The 22,192-nt window shown below is 37.4% G+C and carries 17 protein-coding genes; 9 read left to right on the top strand and 8 right to left on the bottom strand.

Annotated elements, in window-relative coordinates:
- Positions 1-311: 311 nt before the first annotated feature.
- Positions 312-2,597, bottom strand: a complete 2,286-nt coding sequence (locus B8967_RS03195) for a fibronectin type III domain-containing protein (RefSeq protein WP_084084345.1) — start codon at positions 2,595-2,597, stop codon at positions 312-314.
- A gap of 380 nt (positions 2,598-2,977) precedes the next feature.
- Here B8967_RS03195 and B8967_RS03200 point away from each other — a divergent pair, with 380 nt between their 5' ends.
- Positions 2,978-4,618, top strand: coding sequence for a helix-turn-helix domain-containing protein (locus tag B8967_RS03200; protein ID WP_084084347.1), 1,641 nt, complete (start codon positions 2,978-2,980; stop codon positions 4,616-4,618).
- Positions 4,615-5,745, top strand: coding sequence for a hypothetical protein (locus B8967_RS03205; RefSeq protein ID WP_084084349.1), 1,131 nt, complete (start codon positions 4,615-4,617; stop codon positions 5,743-5,745). Before B8967_RS03200 ends, B8967_RS03205 begins: the two co-directional genes overlap by 4 nt.
- Positions 5,746-5,879: 134 nt before the next feature.
- Here the strand turns inward: B8967_RS03205 and B8967_RS03210 are convergent, their stop codons facing one another.
- A complete protein-coding gene (locus B8967_RS03210; protein ID WP_084084351.1) occupies positions 5,880-7,364 on the bottom strand; it encodes a DUF11 domain-containing protein in 1,485 nt (494 codons plus the stop codon).
- A gap of 582 nt (positions 7,365-7,946) precedes the next feature.
- On the bottom strand, positions 7,947-8,630 hold the full coding sequence (locus tag B8967_RS03215) for a Crp/Fnr family transcriptional regulator (protein WP_084084353.1): 684 nt from the start codon (positions 8,628-8,630) through the stop codon (positions 7,947-7,949).
- A 231-nt stretch (positions 8,631-8,861) separates the two neighbouring features.
- Between B8967_RS03215 and gcvH the strand changes: the two genes are divergently transcribed.
- The 6 genes from gcvH to B8967_RS03245 all read left to right on the top strand — a co-directional run bounded on the left by gcvH (position 8,862) and on the right by B8967_RS03245 (position 15,107).
- Entirely contained in the window at positions 8,862-9,242 is a 381-nt protein-coding gene (gcvH, locus tag B8967_RS03220) for a glycine cleavage system protein GcvH (RefSeq protein WP_084084355.1), read from the top strand.
- 53 nt (positions 9,243-9,295) lie between these two features.
- Positions 9,296-9,667, top strand: a complete 372-nt coding sequence (locus B8967_RS03225; RefSeq protein WP_084084357.1) for a glycine cleavage system protein H — start codon at positions 9,296-9,298, stop codon at positions 9,665-9,667.
- On the top strand, positions 9,664-10,260 hold the full coding sequence (locus B8967_RS03230; RefSeq protein ID WP_047492931.1) for a class I SAM-dependent methyltransferase: 597 nt from the start codon (positions 9,664-9,666) through the stop codon (positions 10,258-10,260). The genes B8967_RS03225 and B8967_RS03230 overlap by 4 nt, the downstream gene beginning before the upstream one ends.
- Before the next feature lie 282 nt (positions 10,261-10,542).
- Complete coding sequence (locus tag B8967_RS03235; protein ID WP_084084359.1) at positions 10,543-11,268, top strand: YoaK family protein; 726 nt, start codon at positions 10,543-10,545, stop codon at positions 11,266-11,268.
- 496 nt (positions 11,269-11,764) lie between these two features.
- A complete protein-coding gene (locus B8967_RS03240; RefSeq protein ID WP_084084361.1) occupies positions 11,765-12,973 on the top strand; it encodes a PepSY-associated TM helix domain-containing protein in 1,209 nt (402 codons plus the stop codon).
- A 10-nt stretch (positions 12,974-12,983) separates the two neighbouring features.
- Positions 12,984-15,107, top strand: a complete 2,124-nt coding sequence (locus tag B8967_RS03245; protein ID WP_084084363.1) for an outer membrane beta-barrel family protein — start codon at positions 12,984-12,986, stop codon at positions 15,105-15,107.
- A gap of 200 nt (positions 15,108-15,307) precedes the next feature.
- Here the strand turns inward: B8967_RS03245 and B8967_RS03250 are convergent, their stop codons facing one another.
- Entirely contained in the window at positions 15,308-16,510 is a 1,203-nt protein-coding gene (locus B8967_RS03250) for a hypothetical protein (RefSeq protein WP_084084365.1), read from the bottom strand.
- A 6-nt stretch (positions 16,511-16,516) separates the two neighbouring features.
- Positions 16,517-18,877, bottom strand: coding sequence for a TonB-dependent receptor (locus B8967_RS03255; protein ID WP_084084368.1), 2,361 nt, complete (start codon positions 18,875-18,877; stop codon positions 16,517-16,519).
- Between the two features lie 428 nt (positions 18,878-19,305).
- Here B8967_RS03255 and B8967_RS03260 point away from each other — a divergent pair, with 428 nt between their 5' ends.
- Positions 19,306-19,605: a hypothetical protein gene (locus B8967_RS03260; protein WP_143330451.1), complete on the top strand. Its 300-nt coding sequence runs from the start codon at positions 19,306-19,308 to the stop codon at positions 19,603-19,605.
- Between the two features lie 166 nt (positions 19,606-19,771).
- Here B8967_RS03260 and B8967_RS03265 read toward each other — a convergent pair whose 3' ends face one another.
- From B8967_RS03265 to B8967_RS03275, 3 genes are read right to left on the bottom strand one after another with little or no spacing between them, the layout of a single operon-like run.
- On the bottom strand, positions 19,772-20,416 hold the full coding sequence (locus B8967_RS03265) for a hypothetical protein (RefSeq protein ID WP_084084372.1): 645 nt from the start codon (positions 20,414-20,416) through the stop codon (positions 19,772-19,774).
- On the bottom strand, positions 20,398-20,667 hold the full coding sequence (locus tag B8967_RS03270) for a hypothetical protein (RefSeq protein WP_084084374.1): 270 nt from the start codon (positions 20,665-20,667) through the stop codon (positions 20,398-20,400). Before B8967_RS03270 ends, B8967_RS03265 begins: the two co-directional genes overlap by 19 nt.
- A 35-nt stretch (positions 20,668-20,702) precedes the next feature.
- Entirely contained in the window at positions 20,703-22,181 is a 1,479-nt protein-coding gene (locus B8967_RS03275; RefSeq protein ID WP_179140022.1) for a DUF4280 domain-containing protein, read from the bottom strand.
- Positions 22,182-22,192 lie beyond the last annotated feature (11 nt).

A 22,192-nucleotide genomic window follows, 5' to 3' on the forward strand; every position in this document is an offset into this window, starting at 1 on the left:
TTAAGAATAAACCCGATAATCAAGATGGAAACCTGCCATAAAAGGGATGGAATAGTTTCGACGTTTATTATCGCAGAGATCCGCTTATGGTTTAGGAGTAAATACTCTTATCATATCTGTCTCTTGATCAGAGAAAACAGGAGTTCTCAGGCAATAAGGGTCAATATCCCTCTGGTTATAGAAGTATAATGTATTTGAACGATACAAAGAGAGAAATAAAATTTATAATACTGTCACAGAAGATCATGAATAAAGCTGCCTCACAAGCGGTGAAAAAAGTCTCACCGCTTGATGAATGTCAGACAACATATTTACTTTTTAACTGCTTTTATAGTTTTGGAAGTACCATTTTTCATGATTAATCGGATCATATACATGCCTGACTCAAGCTCATGTGATGAAACGGTTCTTTCCGAAGATTTTATTTCTTTTACCATCTTCCCCGAAGCATCATATACCGAAACAGACTCTAGCGGTATTTCTCCTGAGATGCTAATACGGTCTGTAAACGGATTTGGATATATAATGATATCATGTTTTGCTGCTATTTCATTCACTCCCAAAGGCGCAGTAGGAGCCCAGGATATATCATCATAATAATAATTAAGATTGGCACCGTCGGTCAATATGGCAAGTCTAGCAGTAGCAGGAACCGTATTGGGAACCGCTATACTGTACTCGTTTCCTTCTGCATAAGATGTATTGGTAATATTTACATCCTGGATCAATACAAATGAAGCGATATTCGTTGGATCGGTGACATAACCGATGTGCATGATCCCCGCATTGGTACTGCAATATGCTCTGAATCTTAATGAATGGGTTCCTGCACTTATATTGCTCAGTTCAGGTAAAATAGCCATGGAAGATCCTGTGATAGGCCTTTGTATAATATGTTTCGTTCCTGAATAGGCTCCTGTTCCGTTTATATTTACATTTCCCGATCCCGTCACCAATCTTCCCCAACAAGGCGCATTTGTAATATATCCGGAGTTATAAGAATCAAAATTTTCAAAAAGTGATGTTTGAGGAGCACAAAGTGTCAATACGGAAGCTATATTTGTCCATGCACTTTGATCTGTTGCACTGCATCTTGCTCTAACCCAGAAATAATAGGTTGTTGCAGCGTTAAGTCCTGATACCATATAAGGATTTGCTGTTACTCCTGTTAGATTAGGTATGGTAGAAGAAGTCGGAGGCGTATTACTTGTGCTGTAATACACATCATATCCTGACACGGGAGCAGATGCTGAAGCTGTCCAGCCAATACTGACAGATGCACTTGTAGCACCGGATAAAACAACATTGGACGGTGCCATACAGCTAGGTTTAGGCTCCCAGTAGATATTATCCAGATAATAACTGTTTGAGGGTGTACCCCCATGTCTTATAGCCAATCTGGCGTTAGCAGGAACTGTATTGGGAATAACTACCGAATATTCATAGCCATCAAATACACTGCTGACCATATTTACAGATTGGATATTCACAAACGAAGATGCATCTGTATCATTGGTTACATAGCCTATATCTAAAGGACCTTGTGTGGATCCGGCATATCTGCCCTTAAATCTTAGCCAATGAGTTCCGGCATTCACATTGCTGAAAGCAGGAAGCACAGCAATCACAATATTGGCTGCACCGTTAGCACTCTGATACATCCCTTTTGAATTACCAACTCCACTTCCTGAAGTAACAGCCTGATAGCCATTTCCTAATATAATTTTATCCCAACAATCCAAATTATAAAACGTTCCTGTTGTAGCATTTTCAAAATCTTCAAACATATAGGTCATAGGATTGCACTTTGTTTTAAATGTTCCTCTTAAAGACCATGCACTTTTATTGGATGTACTGCAAACCGATCTTACATAGTAATAATAGGTCGTAAACGGAGCTAATCCACTGATAGAAGCCGAAGTTGTTGTACTTGTTCCTGATGCTACCGTAGAAGCATCAGGAACCAATGGAGAAGAGGTGTAATAATATTCATAACCATTTCCCGGTGCTGTAGAAGGAGACATCCAGGAAATAGCAGCTGTATTGGTGGTGGTATTACCTGAAGTAAGAGTGGAAGGAACGAAGCATGTAGGGGCAGCAGCTTCAATTTTTAAACTGAAGTCTACAAAGTTACCATTATTACCGGAATTAGGCCCGCAAGGGTTTGGTGAGGTCGTAAGATTTGTTCCTGTCTGTACCCGTATTCTGTATATTCCCGGCGCCTGTGACGGGGGAATAAAGAATTGGTCATCTACAACCGAATAAGGAGACGTTCCTATTGGGTTTTCATAGAAATCATTAAAATCCCCGTTGGCATTCCAGTCTACCCAGACCAAAGATTTGGTTCCTCCTCCTGCGAATTCCAGATGCACTTTCACGGTACCTCCCGGATACGAGGTTACTGTATTGCCTGCAGAATTGTCTACATAAGCCTGATAGGCAGCGGCATCATAATACAAAGCTCCCTGATCCGAAAAAATGGCATTTTTCAAATAATAGGTGGAGGATGTTCCTGCAACCGGCACACAGTACGTCTGCCCATTCAATTGTAAAAACGGAATAAGTAAAATCATCCATAATAGGTAATGCTTTTTCATTTTTTATTTTTTAGAGTTAAGAATAGTATCGTATTGTTGAAGAATTTCATGGTCATCCATATGATCTTACCTATAATTGTATCCCGGTTATGCCTACATAAAGAACCAGGATCCTTTCCATTCTATAGTTTATGTATTTATCAAAACATTATAGAAGCATCATTATTTTTTTTAGCTATAACACTTAATAAGTATCATAATTTCACTAAAATCTTCAAATAAGTCTAATATTTTTAATCAACTTAAAGGTTTAAACAATATTAGCGTTATATTTGCCCCGGATAAAGAAATTAGCTTGCATAATTCATACATTTTACAAGAATTAAAAATGTATTCAGCTAACAATCAAGCTATTAAAAAATGACATTTAAAACAGGCAGATGCCGGGGATACCAAAGGAAAATCAATACAACAGAAACGATCTGCCACAAAAAATACTGAAAAGTAATACCTGGATATTATTTTTCATATTGTTGTTTTCAATTTTTATACCCGGACAGTCCGGTCCCGATTTTAGTATTTCAACAGATAAAGCTTTTCAGAAATTATATCAAAATCCGGATGAGTGCATCAGCTATTCACAAAGTCTTTTGATTAGTGATAAAAATCCGGAACATAAAATAATCCTCAGGAAGATCATTTCTCAGGCTTACGCCCTTCAGGGAAATTATGTTCAGGCAGTTAATATATCCAACCAAAAGGAAGAGGGCGGCCAAAAAGAAAAAGCCTCTCATTTCATTCAGCTGTTCGGGGATTACAACCTGGCTGATCAGTATCAGAATTTAGGGTTATATGATCAGTCAAAAAAAATCATTGCCCGGATACTGGCCGATCGTGAGCTTTTAAAAAGCAGTCATCTGAAGGAAAGAATGACTCTTGCAAAGCTTTTTCAGCTACAAGCTATCAATGCTGGAGTTACCCGGAATTATGAAGTAGCTCTGCAGTATCTTGATAAAAGCAACCAGTATTTGCATTTCGATGGCCATAATGAGGAAAAACGGATTTTAGGACAGGAAAACATCATCTTTCGCGCTACTTTTCTGATGAAGCTAAACAAACTGGAAGAGTCAAAAAAACTGTTGGATACCGTCATACAGGATATAGAAAACCATGGAGATAATGCTTTCCTTTCAGCATTTGCCCATGAAAGTATGTCCCGCTATTTTTTCATAAAAGAAGAGTATGCTACAGCTGTGAAATACCTTGATCAAGGGTTTTCAAAAATTGAAAAACTCCCTTACCATGATATTAAAGTCATTTTTTATGAACTGTATTCCAAAAATTATCTGGCCCTCAATAATGATGAAAAGTACTATTATTACAATAACCTGTATACAGATCAGAAAACAAAGATAGATTCCAGCAAGAAAGAAGGAATTCAGTCTATTGTAAAACTGGTTGAAACCTATCATCGTAAGAACATTGAATTTCAGAGGCAAAGAAAACTCAGCCAGCTCAGACTTACGGTCACCCTTATTCTGTTTCTTATTTTAGCGACCGCAGTTTACTTTGTATATGAATCAGGAAAAAATAAAGATCTGAAAAAGCAACTTGGATTTTTCGAGAATCTCAAGGAAAGAGAAAATGCAATACAGGCTCCAAAAACCGAAATTCAAAAGGTAAATAAAAATCAGGAAAAAGATTCTTCAAAGATTTCTAAAGAAAAGGAAGATGAAATTCTTCAAAAATTGAAAGAATGGGAACAGACAGATAGTTACCTGAACAGAAACATGTCAATTTCAGTTCTTTCTGCCCAGATTGGGATCAATACAAAGTACCTTTCAGAGGTCATTAACACCCATAAAGAGAAAAATTTCAATGCCTATATTAATGAACTGCGAATTAATCACGTTGCCCATCTCCTAAAGACTGATCCTGCCTATCTAAATTACAAGGTAAGTTACCTTGCAGAACATTCAGGATTCTCTTCACATGGTGCATTTACCAATGTTTTTAAATCTGTAACAGGAATGTCTCCCAATACTTATATCCAGGAAATCATTAAAAATAAAAGATCATGAAATTAAGTACCCGAATTCTGCTGCTTATCATACTGCTCTGCCAGGTTCCTGCCTTTGGACAGAAGATTTCTGATGATTCCCTGCTCAAAAAAGCCAATCAGGAGATTTACAATAATCCCGATAATGCAATCGGTATAGGAAAAAAGCTACTTCAAAAAGAAAAGGACATCAATAAATCCATCAAAATCTATCTGCTTCTGTCTACTGCAGAAATAGCCAAAAGAAATTTTGATGAATCGCTGCGACATATTCTAAAGGCAAGGGAACTGGTACGGAAGACCAGCGATCTTAAGGTACAAACCAGCTTCTTTATTTTGGCGGCCATTCAATTCCAGCAGATGGAACTCTACAGTAAAAGCCTTGAGACTTTGGATGAAGCAGACGAATATCTGGCTCAACTTCCTGAAGGCCTTTCTTTTAAATATTTTGAAACGGCCAGAAGCTATGCTTTACGGGGAATGATTTATAAAAGCCAATCCAATCCTGAAATTGCACTTCAAGAGTTTATAATTGCTGTAAAAAATTTTGAAAAGGTAAAACAAAAAAAGACGACTTACTTTAATCAGAGTATTATGTACTATAATATCGGATACTGTTATCTCAGTCTCAACCAGCACGAAAAAGCAGAACAGGCATTCATAAAATCAATGGATTTTGCTGGTTTGATTAAAGCTAAAAGTCTGGAATCTTTTGCTTTAAAAGGTATGGCCGAAGTACATAAACAGAAACACCAGAATCAAGCCGCACTGGAACTGCTGATCAAGGCACAGGAGCTGGGAAAAGAATCAGGAGACCTTACCCTCAATGAAGGTATTTATAAAGATATGGCCGATAATTATCTGGCTATGGGAGAACAGGATCAGTATCAACAATTCAGCAGAAAGTATATTGAAACCCGTTATAAAAGAGAACAGCGTGAACTCAGTTCTATTGACCATGCCATTGATGCACATATCATAGAAACTCAGAGAAAAAACCGGGAAATAATCTCTCGCTACAATTATCTGATTGCCACTTCAGTGATAGCAGGGTTAATTGTTCTCACCCTGCTTACTCTAATGTCTTTGAAAATAAGAAAACGCAATACAAACTACCAGAAAGAAATCCAAAAGCTTCTCAGATCTTAAATCTATCGATGAACATGACCTAACTGCAAAATTCATATTTTAAAAATACCTGTCGCTCATTTTGTTTTTTCAACCCCTATATCTACTCTATTCCTGTATTGCAGCCTCTAAAAATATAGAATGTATGAGTATTATCACGGACAAGTCGGTGTCGAGAAACAACTCCATAGGTCATCTGAGTATATTTTCAGGCATTTATCTGTTGTGTCATATACCATCATCCCTTCAACGGGTACAACGATTTTATTTAAATCTGATTTTGCCATACGTGTAATCACAAAACCTTTGGTATCAGACTCAAGAACCATATGAGCTGACTTCCTGATCATAGGCCAGTTATCCCCTGTTATTCCTGCTCTCTTTAACAGCGTTATTCCAAATTTGGAATCTGTACCCACACTGTTTATATTGGGATCATTATAACAAACTCCTTTTCCAGATATCATGGGAGTAATTGATGCTGTATTATTTCCTTCCTGAGGATCTCGGAGTTCTCCTGAAATAGAAGAATTTACCGTATAAGACCCTACATTTTTAACCTTAGCATGGATAACAAGAACTTTTTCTTCATTATCATTGAGAACCCCTATATTCCAAAGCCCGGTATTTGTATCATAACTTCCTGATCCCGCAGAAGCGTTGATTACTAAATATCCATCAGGAAGCAGGCTGCTGACAACAACTCCTGTGTTGTTTGATACTCCGTTATTTTTAGCCTTTATGGTCAATGTTACTATATCATTAATGTGGGGGGAACTGTTATCTATCGCATTGGTAATGGCAAGGTCACTTTCCAAAACAGAAATTCCCATGGTAATCAAATCTCCGGATCCCACCTTCCATGAAGCTTCACCCCCATCTCCTCTTACTGACATTCTCAATTTTATATAAGTAATTCCTTTGCCCTTTATAAGAACAGAGCCGGAAGCAGACTCATATCCAACATCATTTGGATGAGCTGATGAATTTTTCATACTTGTTGCTGTCACGGAAAAATTAGCGTTGTTACCAGATAGTCGTGTGAATGAGACAGGTACATTAGCGTCTACAAAATCAAAACCACCCGCCATTCCCATCTGATCCTGAAATGCACCCATAGCTCCGATATGCAGAACAGGATTATCAACCGGGCGGTTAAAATTAATAGTAAGATCAGCCATTTGATACACACCAAAAGTTGATTTTCCTCCTAAAACAGAAGTATTGTAAAAAAGAGAGACCCCATTATTAGTTTTTACATTGATCCCTTTTCCCGTAGGTGCCCCCGAAGAAGTAAAATCACTATTATTCGGACTGCCAATATAATTGATCTTGGGGAAAACAGGAATACTGGTATTGTTAATATTGTACCCCATTATTACCGCTGAGTTGTACTGTTGATTTGATAAAACGAAATCAACCTTAAGATCAGGGTGATATATAGCATAAGAAGTACCTGAAGGATTATCCACATTTTTAACAAAATTCACAGAAGCAGTATACACCGGGCCATTACCTTGGGGATTCTGAACACCGGAATGGACAGCAAATTCTAAATTGGGGGATGTCTGGGCTTGAAGCGAAATAAAGGAAGTACCAAGACTAAGCATTAGCATGCTTTTAAAAGTATAAATTTTCATAAAAAGTGCTTTACTATAAAGGATGCAAAAATATCATATGTCACAGGGTAATACATACGCCAAATTATTCATCCTGTTATATAAATCATTTATAATCCAATATTTACAACATCTTCTTCTACCAAATTCTAAAACAAGATCACATAAAAAATTTCAGGCTTTATAAAAATGGCAAGCAAAGCGATAAAATACATCTACTCCAGCAGCCAGTAATCGCTTACCTTTATCCTATAGTTTTTCTATACTATTTATACATTATTACAAACTAGGGTTCAAGAGCAAAAGGAGAAATGAAGGGATTGGGTAGCTGGACTTCTTTTGCTTCTTGGTTTTAGAATCCGGAGTAAATTGCCTTTTCATCATTTTTAATAAGCCTGATTCTCCAAATAAAACAGGCAAGCGATTAGATAATATATGAATCTCTAACCAAGCTAATCTTAATTACATTTGTTAATTGAGTTTTCTTAAAAGCTGAGCAACTGTCAAGGAAAATTTTATTATGCACCACTCTTGGCAGCTGTTTCAGTTTTATTTACATTAGGGAAGACAAAATAAAAGCCTGTAATTAATTTTTGAAATCATTTACATGAAATTGGCTATCTGTGTCAGCATTTTAAAATTGAGCACCTGTATTTTCCGGCCTTCCATTAAGATAAGCTGATCTTTTTTAAAATCATGAAGTATGCGGGCCAATGTTTCATTTGCCGTACCAGCCATATTGGCTAAGTCTGCACGGGACAGGGTAATGAATACAGGGTCCTCTGTTCCGCTCCCTGTATATTTATTATGCAAAATAAGGAGGCTGAGGGCTACCCTTTCCCTGACCGTACGTTGTGACAATACCGTCATCAAGTTTGCCATCACACTGAACTCATGGCTTAGGCTTCTTAAAAGCAATCTTGAAAATACTACGGAAGTATCAAGTAACTTGAGAAAGTCTTCTTTTGAAATAAATGAGATCATCGAATTCTCAAGAGCCTGTGTGGTATCTCCATAGCATTCATTGCTTAAAATAGCTGAATATCCGAAAAACTCCCCTGAATTGTAAATATAAATGATCTGCTCCCTCCCCTCATTATCTACTTTATACTTTTTTACTTTTCCTGCTTTTAAATAAAAAATACCACTGGGTATAGTTCCATCAGTAAATATCGCATCATTTTTGCGATAATTCCTATTCTGCATTACGCCCTGAAGCAGTTCTTTATCACTGTCCGGCAGTTCGTCAAAAAGGTATTGATTATTAAAGATAAATTTTGAAATCATAGGTTACAACAAAATTAAGCAATTTTCAGCTATGCAATTTGACTTAAATCAAATTTTATGACGATCTAGATCATCGTAAGTCTCAGCTAAACGATCTACTTTTACAGAAGCAATTAAATTGACTTTAACATATCCTACTAAGAGCACAAATAAAGTCTTTTGCAGGCTATGAAATTTAGACAGAGGGCCAGTCCTGCTGAATACATCAATTAAATAAAGAATTATAAAAAAATGAAGATTCCTGAAAACCTCTTGTATACGGAGGACCATGAATGGGTAAGATTAGAAAATAATACAGCCTATATTGGAATTACCGATTTTGCACAACATGAATTAGGTGATATTGTTTATATTGAAATCGAGACCCTGGGGGAAAATTTAAAACAGCATGAGGTATTTGGAAGTGTGGAAGCCGTAAAAACCGTATCAGACCTTTTCCTGCCTGTTCCCGGAGAAATACTGGAGATTAATCCCAAACTGGAAGCCAACCCGGAACTTGTGAATACGGATCCCTATGGAGAAGGCTGGATGATCAAAATCAGAATCGAAAATATTTTTGATACAGAGGGATTATTGAGAGCCAAATCCTATGCCTCCTTGATTGGTCAATAATGGAAAACCTGATCACAAAGAAATAGCATTCATAAAAAACAGATTTGATTCCTATGCTTATTCCTAAAAATCTTTATTATACTGAAAATCACTTATGGCTTAGAAAAATAGGATTGTATGATTTTTGCATAGGCATTACCGATTTTGCCCAGAAGGAAATAGGTGAGATCAATCTCATTGAATTCAATCTGGAGGAAAATACCATAGAAGAAAAAAAAACATGGGGCTTTGTTTATGGAATGCACAAAACGTTCCCCCTTATTTTACCCAATGAATTTACCATTACGGATGTCAATATCATGCTGAACGAAAATCCTTCACATATCAATATAGCTCCTTATAGCTATTGGTTTTTAAGTATTTCAGCCGATATTTGCACCAGTGAGTTTTTGACTAATAAAGAATATATTCAACTTATCAAATGATTTTTAATGATCTCAAATTAAATCTTGATGTTAAAGACAGCACTTTTAATGAACTTTACCCTAGTCATATAAAAGAGCTGGCAAGCCGTCATTGGACCCCCATTGCTGTTGCCAGACTGGCCGCCGAATATCTCGCTCAGAAGCCTGATACTAAAATCTTGGATATTGGTGCCGGTGTCGGAAAGTTTTGCCTGGTGGGAGCAGCCTCTACCAAAGGGATGTTTTTCGGTGTTGAACAAAGAGCTTCCCTCACGAAGATCTCAAAAAAAATAGCTTCCCGTAATAAAATCAATAACGTAGAGTTTATCCATGCCAATATCAATGAAATTTCCTTTTTGGATTATGATGCCTTCTACTTTTTTAATTCTTTTTATGAAAATATAGATACCACATGTTTAATCGACAATACGGTAATGCCGGAGAAAGATCTATATTATGCTTATTCCGACTATGTAAAAGAACAACTTGATAAAACTCCTGTAGGAACCCGCCTGGTTACGTATTGGAGTAAATGGGATGAGATTCCTAGCAGTTTTGATATCGTTGGTACTGACTGTAATGGATTACTGAACTTCTGGAAGAAAACAGTATAATCAAATCCGAAATGAATGGTACCTGTCTAATGACAGCAGGTTACCCCAATTCAGAAAGCAGATAGATCACTAAGATTCTATAGACCTTCTGATTACACAACTGACAAATCAGCAATTAAGGCAGTATTGCCCATGATATGCGGTCTGGATATTATATATTTTTTTGGGAGTATTACTACAATCTTTTTTGTAGTAATACTTTTTTCTTAGAGAAATGAGCTTAAATATAATGATGCTTCTTTCCAAAATTGAAGGCTTTTATTTTTAAATAATACAGAACAGATGTTTCGGCATAAAGGGAAAAGAAGAACCTATTTCCATAATTTAAAACTTGCATCAGCTCTTTCTTTTGTAGCGGGTACAGTAAATATTGTAGGGGTATTATCTGTAAAGATCCTCACTACCAATATAACGGGACACTTTGCTTTTTTTTCCGAGGAAATATTATTTAAGAAACACCTCCCGGCTTTTATATATCTGCTTTTCATATTCTTTTTCCTAATGGGCTCTTTTATCTCCAGCTTTATTGTTGAATTTTTATCAGCTCATAAAACAAAGCGCCCGCATCTGGTTCCTATTCTCATAGAAACCGGACTTCTCACCTTTGTAGGATTATCGGGTTTTAAAGAAATGAAGCTTATCAGTTCACAGGATAGTATTGCTTACATACTTCTTTTTGCAATGGGAATCCAAAACTCTTTGGTTACCAGAGTATCTCTGTCGGTAGTGCGAACAACTCATCTTACAGGTTTATTTACTGATCTGGGAATTGACCTATCACAACTGTTTTTTAAGAACGTAGGTATAAGACATCGGCAGATTAAAAAAAGCATTTTTTTGAAACTTGCCATTATCTTATGCTTTTTCTGTGGATGTATTATAGGCGGACTATTATACAAAGTATTCTATATAAAGACTTTATTATTTACCTCCGGATTTCTTCTTTTTATAGTCTGGAGTGACAGTATTTTATACCGTTATTATTATCTGAAAAGAAAATTAAGATAAGTCGTATGATAAAATTTCCGTGGTAACAAAACCAGCAAGTTCCTGAATGATTTGTATACTCCCAAGTCTCTAAGTCTTTGTTAAGTTTGTATATCAAATGTAATGTATGTAATGACTGGGCAGCTGTTACAAAATGTTCACAGTCCTTCAAATTGAGTAGCAGCTGCTTCAGTTTTTATCAATCTATTAACAGGCAAAAACCCTAACTTCTAAATAAATAATTTAAAAGTTACAGACTTTCTGTAGTAGGGGAATAATACAATATGTCTACGAATTACAAAAACTTCTTTTTCGCACTTACATTAGATACACACATTGTCCTGCTTTAATCTCTCCTTTTAGAAATTAATCATCCCTGTTGTATGATCAAACCCCTTAAATCCTAATAAAAATCAGGTTTTTCAGGTGAAATAACGCTTTCCCAATGTTTGGAATTATACAAATAAAGCTATATTTGCAGTTCATTTATTTTTAATAAGACTAAATAACAATAAAAATGCAGCAGACCGGTAAAAAGAAGTCAAAGGGAACCTTCAAAAAATATATTCTGAAAGCTCATCTATGGCTTGGCCTGCTTTCCGGCATTATTGTGCTGATTGTTTCTCTGTCAGGGGCTTTTTTTGTTTTCAATGAAGATATTACGGCTGCATTGCGTAAAGAACATACCTTTCATGGGGAAAAAGATATTCAGCATAAGAAGCCTATCCCAATCCGAGAGCTAAAAGACCTGGTCAACGCCCAGTTGAAAAATGAGATCGTAAAAACAGAAGAGGTTACCATTCCTATAGACCCTGCCCGCTCCTACCAATTCAGTCTGCTCAAAGTTAACCGGGATGGCTGGAACCACTTCAATACTTTTATTATCTATAAAAACGTTTATGTAAACCAATATACCGGAAAAGTCCTCGAGATATACGATGTAAAAAACAATCCTTTCTTTATCTGCATGATCCTGCACCGTTCACTCTTGCTGAGCAATAAAGTTGGAGGTACTATTGTGGGGGTCTCCACGATTATTTTTGTGATCATGCTGATTACCGGGATTATCCTGTGGTGGCCGAAGAATAAAAAGATGAGCAAACAGCGCCTATGGTTCCGTTGGGAGAAGGTAAAAGGCTGGCGACGCAAAAACTATGATGTACACAACATCCTTGGTTTTTATTCTTCCTTTCTGGCCATTGTTGTAGCCATTACCGGGATTATGTATTCGTTCCGTATTACCCAACTGTGGTTATATGCATTACTGAACGGCTTTTCCTCTGCGACTCCGGATTATAGCCACTACAAAACTACCGCTCCGGAATCTGTGGAAACTACAACAACGATAGACCGCATCATAGAACAGGTAAAAACCCATTACCCGAAAGCCTATTCCTTTGGAATTGATCTGGAAGATCATGCTGAGGCAGATCATCAACACGATAACCTAAGCATCTGGATCAAGGAAAAAGAATTCACCTATGCCGAATCTTCCATGATGATTTTCGATGAACATTCAGGGAAGATTCTCTTTAGCCGTCCTCACGAAGACAAACCTATGGCTGAAAGGGCTACAGATGCTACCTATGACTTGCATGTGGGAGCCTTCTTCGGAATGCCCGGCAAAATACTGGCTTTTATCATGAGTCTATTCTGCGCTTCATTGCCGGTAACTGGATTTATGATCTGGTGGGGCCGAAGAAATAAAAAGAAAACAACAACCTAAATCCATTATCATGAAGAAACACTATATATGGCTACCTTTAATGGCGAGCCTGAATGCCTACGGACAAACGGAAAGCCAGAACGATTCTTTGCAGACAGAAAAAACTTCAGAAATTAGCGGCATCGTTATCAAAGGAAACAAAGCGGTCTTTCAGCAGAAAGCCGATAAGATGATTTTTAATGTAGAAAACAGTGTCCTATCCGATGGAACTACTGTATTGGAATTGTTGGGTAAAACACCAGGTGTAGTGGTTTCGCAGGAAGGCGAATTATCGTTACGCGGTAAGAGAGGAGTCAGTGTCATGATTAATGGTAAACTGAGCTCGCTGTCGACTAAGGAGCTTGCTAACCTGCTGCGCTCTACCAATTCTACTTTGGTTAAAAATATTGAAATTATTGCCAACCCTTCTTCCAAATATGATGCTGCAGGAAATGCAGGCATCATTAATATTGTCCTGAAAAAGAGCTCCCTGGAAGGAATTAGCGGCACCTATTATCTGAACGGCGGAAGAGGCCGAAAAAACAGACTTAATACCGGGTTAAGCCTTAATTATACCCATAAGAAACTCTCTCTGCATGGAGACTATAGTTATACTTTCCGTGGGGAGGAAGAAAGACGGGACTTTAGCCAGGTTTTCTACGATGAGAAACAACCTCAGCAAATGACGCGGAAAACAGATCAGCATTCTATAACCAATGAGCCTTTAACCTCCAATAACTTTAAATTCGGAGCAGATTATGCTTTCAGTGACAAAACAAGTATCGGTGCTTTATTCGATGCTAAAATAGGACGATATGAAGATTTTTCGAAAGGTGAAAACAGTATATTTCAACCTGCAGACCATCTGTTTGCTCAGGTAGTCTCAGATAATAAAAGCAAAGAAAACTGGTACGATTACACCTATAATCTAAAGGGAACACACATTTTTAATGATAAAGAGTATAAGGTAGATGTAGATCTGGAATACGAAACTTCGCGTTTCACTTCCCTTCAGAATCAGTTTTCAGAGGCACTGGTAAATGAGGGAACAGAGCAGTTTAACAACAGAAGAGGCAATATCGCTTCCCGCCTGAAAGTCTTCAATGCTAAGGTAGACTTTACCCTCCCTTTTAGTGAAAGACACAGTCTGGAAACAGGACTGAAATCCACTATAAAGTCTAATAATAACCCTTCAGAGTATTTTATACAGCAAGGTGAAGAATGGATACATGATAATCAGGCAAGTAACGAATATGTTTACAAAGAACAGATCCACGCATTGTATGCCAATTATAAGCTCAATCTGACGAAGTGGACTTTTCAACTGGGATTGAGAACGGAAATGACCGACACGGATATCAACCAGAAAACATCCCAGGAACAGCAAAAAAGAAATTATACGAACCTGTTCCCAAGTGCATCCATCAAATACCAGGTCAATGATCAGCATGGATTCTATGCTTCGTACAGTAAAAGGATTAACAGGCCGAGCCACTTTGACCTTAATCCGTTCCGTTTTTATGATGATCCGTTCAACTATTGGCAAGGAAATCCAAATTTAAATCCTGAATTTACACACGCCACAGAATTGGGGTATACCTGGGGGAAATACATTATAGCATCAGCTTACTTCAGTGTCACAAACGACGTAATGACGGAAGTATACAACTACCAGCCGGATACGGGAATCCTGGTGAAAACTCAGGACAATCTGAACAAGTCTTATGTCTATGGTGCCAATATAACGGCTACTACAAAACTTTTCAACTTTTGGTCGCTTACCTCCATGCTTAATGTATTCAATACTGAATACAAAGGCAATTATCAGAATTACGCGGTAAACAGTTCACAACTTGCCTTTACACTCAATGCACAAAACAGTTTCAGCATTGCAAAAGGTATAAAAGCAGAGGCTAACGCCCAATATTTCTCGAAATCAAATATTGGTTTGTTTATCCGCGATGCTTACTTTGACCTGACATTGGGAGTTTCAAAAACATTATGGAAGGATAAAGCAACATTAAAACTAGCAGTGACAGACTTATTAAAAACCAATAATTACCGTGTAACAGGAGATAACTTCAGCTCTACTATCCGACAGAAATACAATCTGGACAGCCGAGTGGTAACACTGTCATTCAATTACAAGCTTTAGAACATAAAGCCTTGTCAAGGTTAGTAACCTTGACAAGGCTTGGCTCTTAGTAGTATCAAAAAGTTTACATTACTTGTCGTTATTCTAACCGAGCTGTGGTGGTTTAAGCAGAAACAAAAAAAGCTGTTCTCAATAATTTTGAGAACAGCTTTTTAATCAAATCGATAGGCTATATTTTCCACGAAATTGATAGGCTATGATCAGTCATAAAACTTATCGAAACGGGCAAATCCAGAAATCTTATCCGGAAGCTTCATTCCCTTACTTATTTTGTCAGTTTGCAGATCATAGATCCATACATAGTTCCCCCCTTTATTGGCATTGACAGCAATGTATAACTTTTTATTCCGAACAAACATCCCCTGTTCATACGGTTCATCACCCGGCAGTTCATCCAATACCCGGACTACTTGTTTGGTTTCGATATCTATAATAGCATAGCGGCCATTATAGACATTCCCTAATGCGGGATCACGGTAGAGAACCACCATCTTATTGTCTCCCATATACTCGATCACTGTTTCCAGAGATTTACCTCCTACCAGGTCGGTAAGATTAATCTGATACCCTGGGTCTGGCGAAGTTGCCCCTTTAAGAGCCCTGAAAAGGTAAATTTTATTTGATCCGGCTCCTACACGTGGAAAGCAGGTATAATAAAAGGCTTCATTATCCTTCGTAAAAGTAGTTTTGAAATAAGGTGATCCATTAGCCACGCCAGAGCTTCGGCTGTCAGTTACCGAATTGATTACTTTGAAGTTTTTATAATCGATTACCGCAAAATTATAATAATCCGGAGTGATCCATTTACCATTGCGGAAGCTATACTGCAAATAGATATGTCCATCTATATAGGTCATAGCTCCCAGCGAATAGAAATTATAAGCCGTTGGGAAAGGCTGAAATCCTTCAATCTCCCCCTGACGGATAATACTAAGGTCTGAAGTATTGAAAACAGTATAACGTATATGCTGACCATCGCCTGTTTCTCCTACAATAACCAACGTATTAGCATCTATCCATACATAGCTGGATATATCACTGATATAGGTAAAAGGAACTTCTTTTACAGTCGTCAGCCGATCCTGAGTATATTTAAATTTTTTGAAGATTCCCTGATCTGTTTTGTAGTTATAGATAAACCCGTTTTTAACAATATAAGAATAGGTTCCTTTGGAGTTGATCTCGTCTCCTTCTTTGGTAATATCCATTTCGCCTTTGGTAAGGTCGTTGGTAGCCGTCATATAATGTACGGTATTCGGCCAGCTTCCTAATGCGGAAAGCAGAAAATATTGATAGTCTTTTTCACCACTTTCGGAGCCTCCGGAGCCTGGTTCGCGTTCACAACTAATGATGGATAAACATGCGAGCAGTAAAAATATACTGTTTTTAAAATATTGTGTCATCGTTTTTTACTTAAGTAGATATCTGAATTTTATGTAGAAAGCACGTCCCTGCTTCTGAAGTTTGAAGTTGTCATAAGCCAGCGCATCACTGAGGTTGGTTACATCGAAGGCCAAATTATACCTTCCGTTCTTCATGGAGTAGCTGATCCCTATATTGTGCAAAGTTTGTCTGGGAATCACCGGAATATTTTGTGGATTCCCATAGGATTTCCAGTTTTTGTAAAACCACTCGGTCATCTGTAGTCCGTAGTAAAGCTCTACACGGCTGTCTTTCTGCAGCCAGTCGTCCTTACCAATGCTTACATTCATATTTCCAAATAACCAGGGCTGGTTGGGAACATCTTTTTTGTAAGTTGCTGAAACTACATCTTCACTGTTGTTGGCAAATTTTGTATTGTCATAAGCTTTATTATAGCTCACGTTCATCAGCACATTCAGGAGTCTTTTGTATTGGTAACTCACCTCTCCTTCCAGTCCTCGGGTAAAGATATTGGAAAGGTTTTCATATTTGAAAGTACTGTTGTACAAATTAGGAACCGTGTAGATAAAATCCTTTGTATCCCGTATATATCCGGCACCTTCTATACGGAAGGCATGTTGCCCCCAATGATGATTATAATACAAACCAACGTTTACATTATTACTGGTTTCAGGCTTCAGATTCATGTTACTGGTTACAGCAACCCCATCTCCGAAGATTTCCTGTGGCTCTACCAAACGGTAAGAACGTTCAAATGATCCTTTTATCCCCAGTTCTCTCGTAATCTTTACAGTGGTTGCAAAACCGTATCCCCAGTTGCTAAAATTATCTTTTGCCGGATAATCAGTTCTGGTTACCGGATCGAAAACCATTTTCTGCAGTCCTACACTGTAATATTTACCAAAGAAAATATTCGTCCAGTGCTTATTAAAAAAATCCTGTTGATAAGCCATAGACAAAATCTGCTTGGTCATCTTCGCCGGAGGTACATCTTCTTTCCTTTCTTCAAGCTGATTGAATGTGGTATTCTTAAGATAATCGAGTACATAGTTGAAGATAAGCTTATGATGCTCAGTTATTCTGTAAGTAGCCCCTACCTGTGAATAAAGGCGGTCTTCATGCTGCATTATTATACTTCTTCCCCCTTTTTCACTGGTAGCAGAAGGCTCGAAACTACCATCCCAGCTATATTTACGCATAAGGGTATCGGTTGCTTTCTGGACGCTTTTAGAAAAACCGGCATACACATTCACATCCAGACGGTCATTAAAGAGGTTGGCTTTCTTATACTTCATAAAGTAATTATAAGCTTCTCCGTTTTGCTTTACCCCACCATATACTACTTCCTGGTTAGAGCCCGTCTGTATCTGTTTATCGAAAAGTGATTGTGACATTCCTACAAAGAAAGAATCTGCCCAGCTTTTGTTTTCAACTCCCACTTCAGCCATCCCAAAAACAGATTGATATCTGTCGTTGAAGCGTTTTAGATTTCTAAACTCATATTCATTTTTGGCAGCATTCCAGATTTTCATATCCTTCATCAGATAGTTGTTATCCGAGTGGTTATAAAAACTGTTGATGCGTAGGATAACCCCGGTTTTATCATCTTTAAATTGTCCGTTCAGATTGATACGCTGTGTATTAAAAGATCCTACACTTATACCAGCATCCAGGTAATTCCTGCTGCTTCCAGGAGTAATAATATTAACTGCTCCCCCCATTGCATCAGTACTTAGATGAATAGGAACCACGCCTTTATAAATCTCTACACGATCTGCCATGTTGACTGGCAGTGTACTCAAGTCTACCCCTTTTCCAAGCATTTCCAAAGGAACACCATCTATAAAGAATTTCACGGCTTTACCAGACATTCCGTTGATAGAGAAGTTATAGTCGGAACCTATACCACCCTGCTGGCGAACTTTAATCCCTGTGGTTCTGTTCAGAACCTGATTAAGATCGGCTGTGGTATTGGCCAATTTAGCCACATCTATAGCATTTACAGTAAAAGCACCGTCCTGCAGTGCTTTCACTTTACCTTTTCCGTGTACTATGACCTCTTCTACAGCCGCCTGGTCCGCAACCAGCTGAATACTGACCGGAGATATTTCGCCGCTGAAGTTCATTTTCCTTCTGAGCTTTTTGTACCCATCCAGACTGAAGATCAATGCAGCTTCTCCTTTTTTGTAGCTAATCCTGAAATTTCCGTTTTGATCGGTTTGTGTTTTAATTTTTGTGTTTTCAACAAAAATGTTCACACCGCTTAGCCCCTGTTTTGTGTGATCTTGTACAACTCCCTGAACCGAAAAACCAGTATCCTGTGCCCGGATAAGAGAAATTGAAAGAATAAAAATGAGAAAGATAAAAATACGCTGATATAATTTCATTATTTATAATTATTATAAACAGCAAAATTAAAGGTTCCCTATGGATTCCCAAAGGAAAAGACTTATTTATTTTTAATTATTCTAATTAGCATTAACAGGTAATATTAAACAAAATTTGTAAATAGCTTAGATTCAAACACAACCATTGAAAAACAAGAGTATGAAGTGTTGTCCATATGAAATAAGTCATCTCCATAACAAAACAGAATTCCATCAATTGCCCCGGTTTTTATAGGATTTTGATAAAAAAACAAAGATAAATTAGTTTCTTACCCTTAGATTAATGCTGATTTTTTAGAAATGGCATTACCTGATTAAGTCCTACTTTGCTAAGATGTTGATTTTTGTCAGCTGTTATGTCTATAGACCATTATTATCATTTATATTTACCTGAAAAATTGATTACAGGAGGTTATGAAAATAGAATTATGTTAACAGGAAAAGCAAAAACAGACTTCGACAAATGGATGAAAGACGAGATAATATTTCATCCGGATACTGGCTTTAATAGCCTTGCTGATAAATTCCAGACCACTTTAATTATTGAATGGCTGGATTCAGTATTCATTGTACTGACGATCAACAACACCTATTATGATGCTTTTCATTTTTACTGGGAACTAAATATGGCTAAACCTCTAAGAAGTGACCAAGGTTTTGCAACAGGACAATTAGCCACTATTTCAGCAATTGAAAAAGCAAACGAAATATACAATTCAAGACCATGAAGATACTTAAGAATTGTACATTTCACCTATGCTGTAAAAAAAACACCATATTAGCTTAGGATATTGTCAGAGTTTTTATAGTCTTCATATAAATTCATAGTAATATATTCTCCATAACCCTATTAAAACGCAAGAGGTATATCAAAAAAATATAATATCCAAAGATCTAGTAGTCTATATCAGCATATTTGCCATTCATTGAACTTTTAGCCAGCTTTGATAACGCACTATCCCCAGATTGCAAACAATCATCTAAAAATTTATTGACAGTTTCATTTTTTGTCCAACCTGCACTTGCAACTGCAAGTCCTTCTCTGATATCTGCATATCCTCTTTCGATCTTTGGCTCAAATGCATTGATAAAACCAATTATTTCACTTATTTCGTTCTCGGTAGGTATCACCTTATCAATTCCCATCGACCTTAATGCTCCATCAATAACAGCAAACTTCCCAAAAGTTAATAACCTTTGAACTTCCTGAACATCATTTATGCTCGCTCTCCTAATTCTACTTAATGCAGTAGCAGCAGCGCTGGTTACCATATCATGATCTTCATTTTTTCGGCAAATATCTTCAAGAATAGGGATTGTCTGATTATATTTTGCTTTTCCTAAAAGTCTGATGATATCATAATTTACCTCCCACATTTTAGCATCTGAGATAGAAGTTTTCATGATGATAAAGAGATCATCTGCAAAGTCGACTAGTTCATTATTTACAGCTAATTTTACACCTTTTCTTAAATCACTTTTCTTTTCAGAACCAAGTAATTCTTTTATCGCCTCGTTGCTTACTGTATTTTTTGCCATATACTATTTATATTTTCTCTATAGAATTTCTCTCCTTTATTTATATCAACTAATTGCGTTACACTTTTGTCTAATTCGATAATTTCACTTAGTGACACTACTTTTACATTATCCATATCTGCACCCTCATCACTAAAAACTTGGAAATCACCCTCTTCATCAAACGATACATAAACAATATCTGAAGTTTTTTCAACTACATACTTTGTCGTTATTACAGGTGTATTCCCTGGTATTTCATTAATATTCATAATTTAATTATTTATTCGAATTTACAAAAAAAACGTCAGCTATCCCATTTAGCTCTATTTTGTTCTCTACTCAAAACCTGAGCATTATTACTTGGATCATTTCTTCCTCCTTTTGATTTTGCCTTAATATGGTCAACTTGTGCCTCAGTTTGTGATGGCGTGACACCTTTAACACTTTTTTGCGGCATTTCCAATACAGTTCCATCTAAATCGCTACGTAAGATACCATCATTATGTTTCATATTCGCATCATAAATTGCTTTTTTCTGAGCTGAGGTAAAATCAGCATTTGGTTTAATTTTGAACCTGTCTGTATTAATTCCAGAATAATCTGTCGGCCCTTTCCACGGTGGAATCGCCTTTACAGCATCGTCACCTTTATTAGCAACATCATCTGATTTTTTAAGTACATCATCCCCAAGGTCATCGGCCTGTTTTAAAGCATCAGCTGCTAATTCATCTGCCTCTTTTGTTACCACTGCAGCAATATCATCACTTTCTTTTTTGGCTAACTGCTCCAAAGTTTCCTTTATTCCTTTTTTAGCACCGGCTTCCAAAGCTTCCTTACCCACTTTCTCGGCGCCAGCTTCAGCAACTTCTTTGACTGTTTTTTCCACCACAACCTCAGCACCTTCTTTTAAGACAGTTTTTCCAGCAGTAGCGGCAACAGAACCTCCTGCGGTATAGACTGCAGCTACAGCATCAGGAATAAATTCCCCTACTGTGTTTCCAATTTTCCGTGGGTTATTGGCAATCCAGTCCCCTGTTTTTTGAGCACCTTTAACGATATCATCGCCTAGTTTATCCCAATTCTCTTCTTTATTTGCCCATTCCCAAGAATCATTGGCGGCTTTTTCCAAGTTTCCCGGTTTTGTTGTCCAATTGTATGCATCTTTGACTCCTTTATATCCATCTTTGACCATTCCGCCAATAGCTTCAGCAGTTCCTACAGGATCTTGCCCAACTTGATAGATTACTTCTCCAAGTCCTACAACACCATTTACTGCCCCTTCAACCAATCCTGTTCCCAAATCATCAAACCAATCCTTTGCCCCAGCTATAGGTTTCATCCAATCAGGAATCATCTTATTTCTGTCGGCTCGGTTCTCTTTTGTCTTCTGTTCAAGCCAATCGAACCCCTCTTTGATATAATCACTGGGCATTTTTCCTTCACCTACACCATAAGCTACCGCTGTGGCTCTATCAAAAAAAATACTGATCTTCCCACCAAATATGCAATTACAGGTTGAATCTTCCAAAAGCATTCGATTGCCATTGATTTTCACACCATCTTTAGGATTGTCCCATTGCAGCGTGGTCGGTAAACAGGTTACTCCTGTGGCCCATTTTGCTGGGCAGGTGCAAAGTCCCATTGGCTTCAGGTGAAAGAATGGAAATTTATCTGCTTCTGTAGCCATCGGTACATCGTAAATCGTCGTATTCTTATTAAAGCTTACTCTGAGTGTCGATGGGCTTGTACCCTTATCGCAGGCAAGAAATGCCCCCTCCGGCACATATTTTTTGG

The organism is Chryseobacterium sp. YR221, from assembly GCF_900176315.1.
Lineage (GTDB): Bacteria > Bacteroidota > Bacteroidia > Flavobacteriales > Weeksellaceae > Chryseobacterium > Chryseobacterium rhizosphaerae.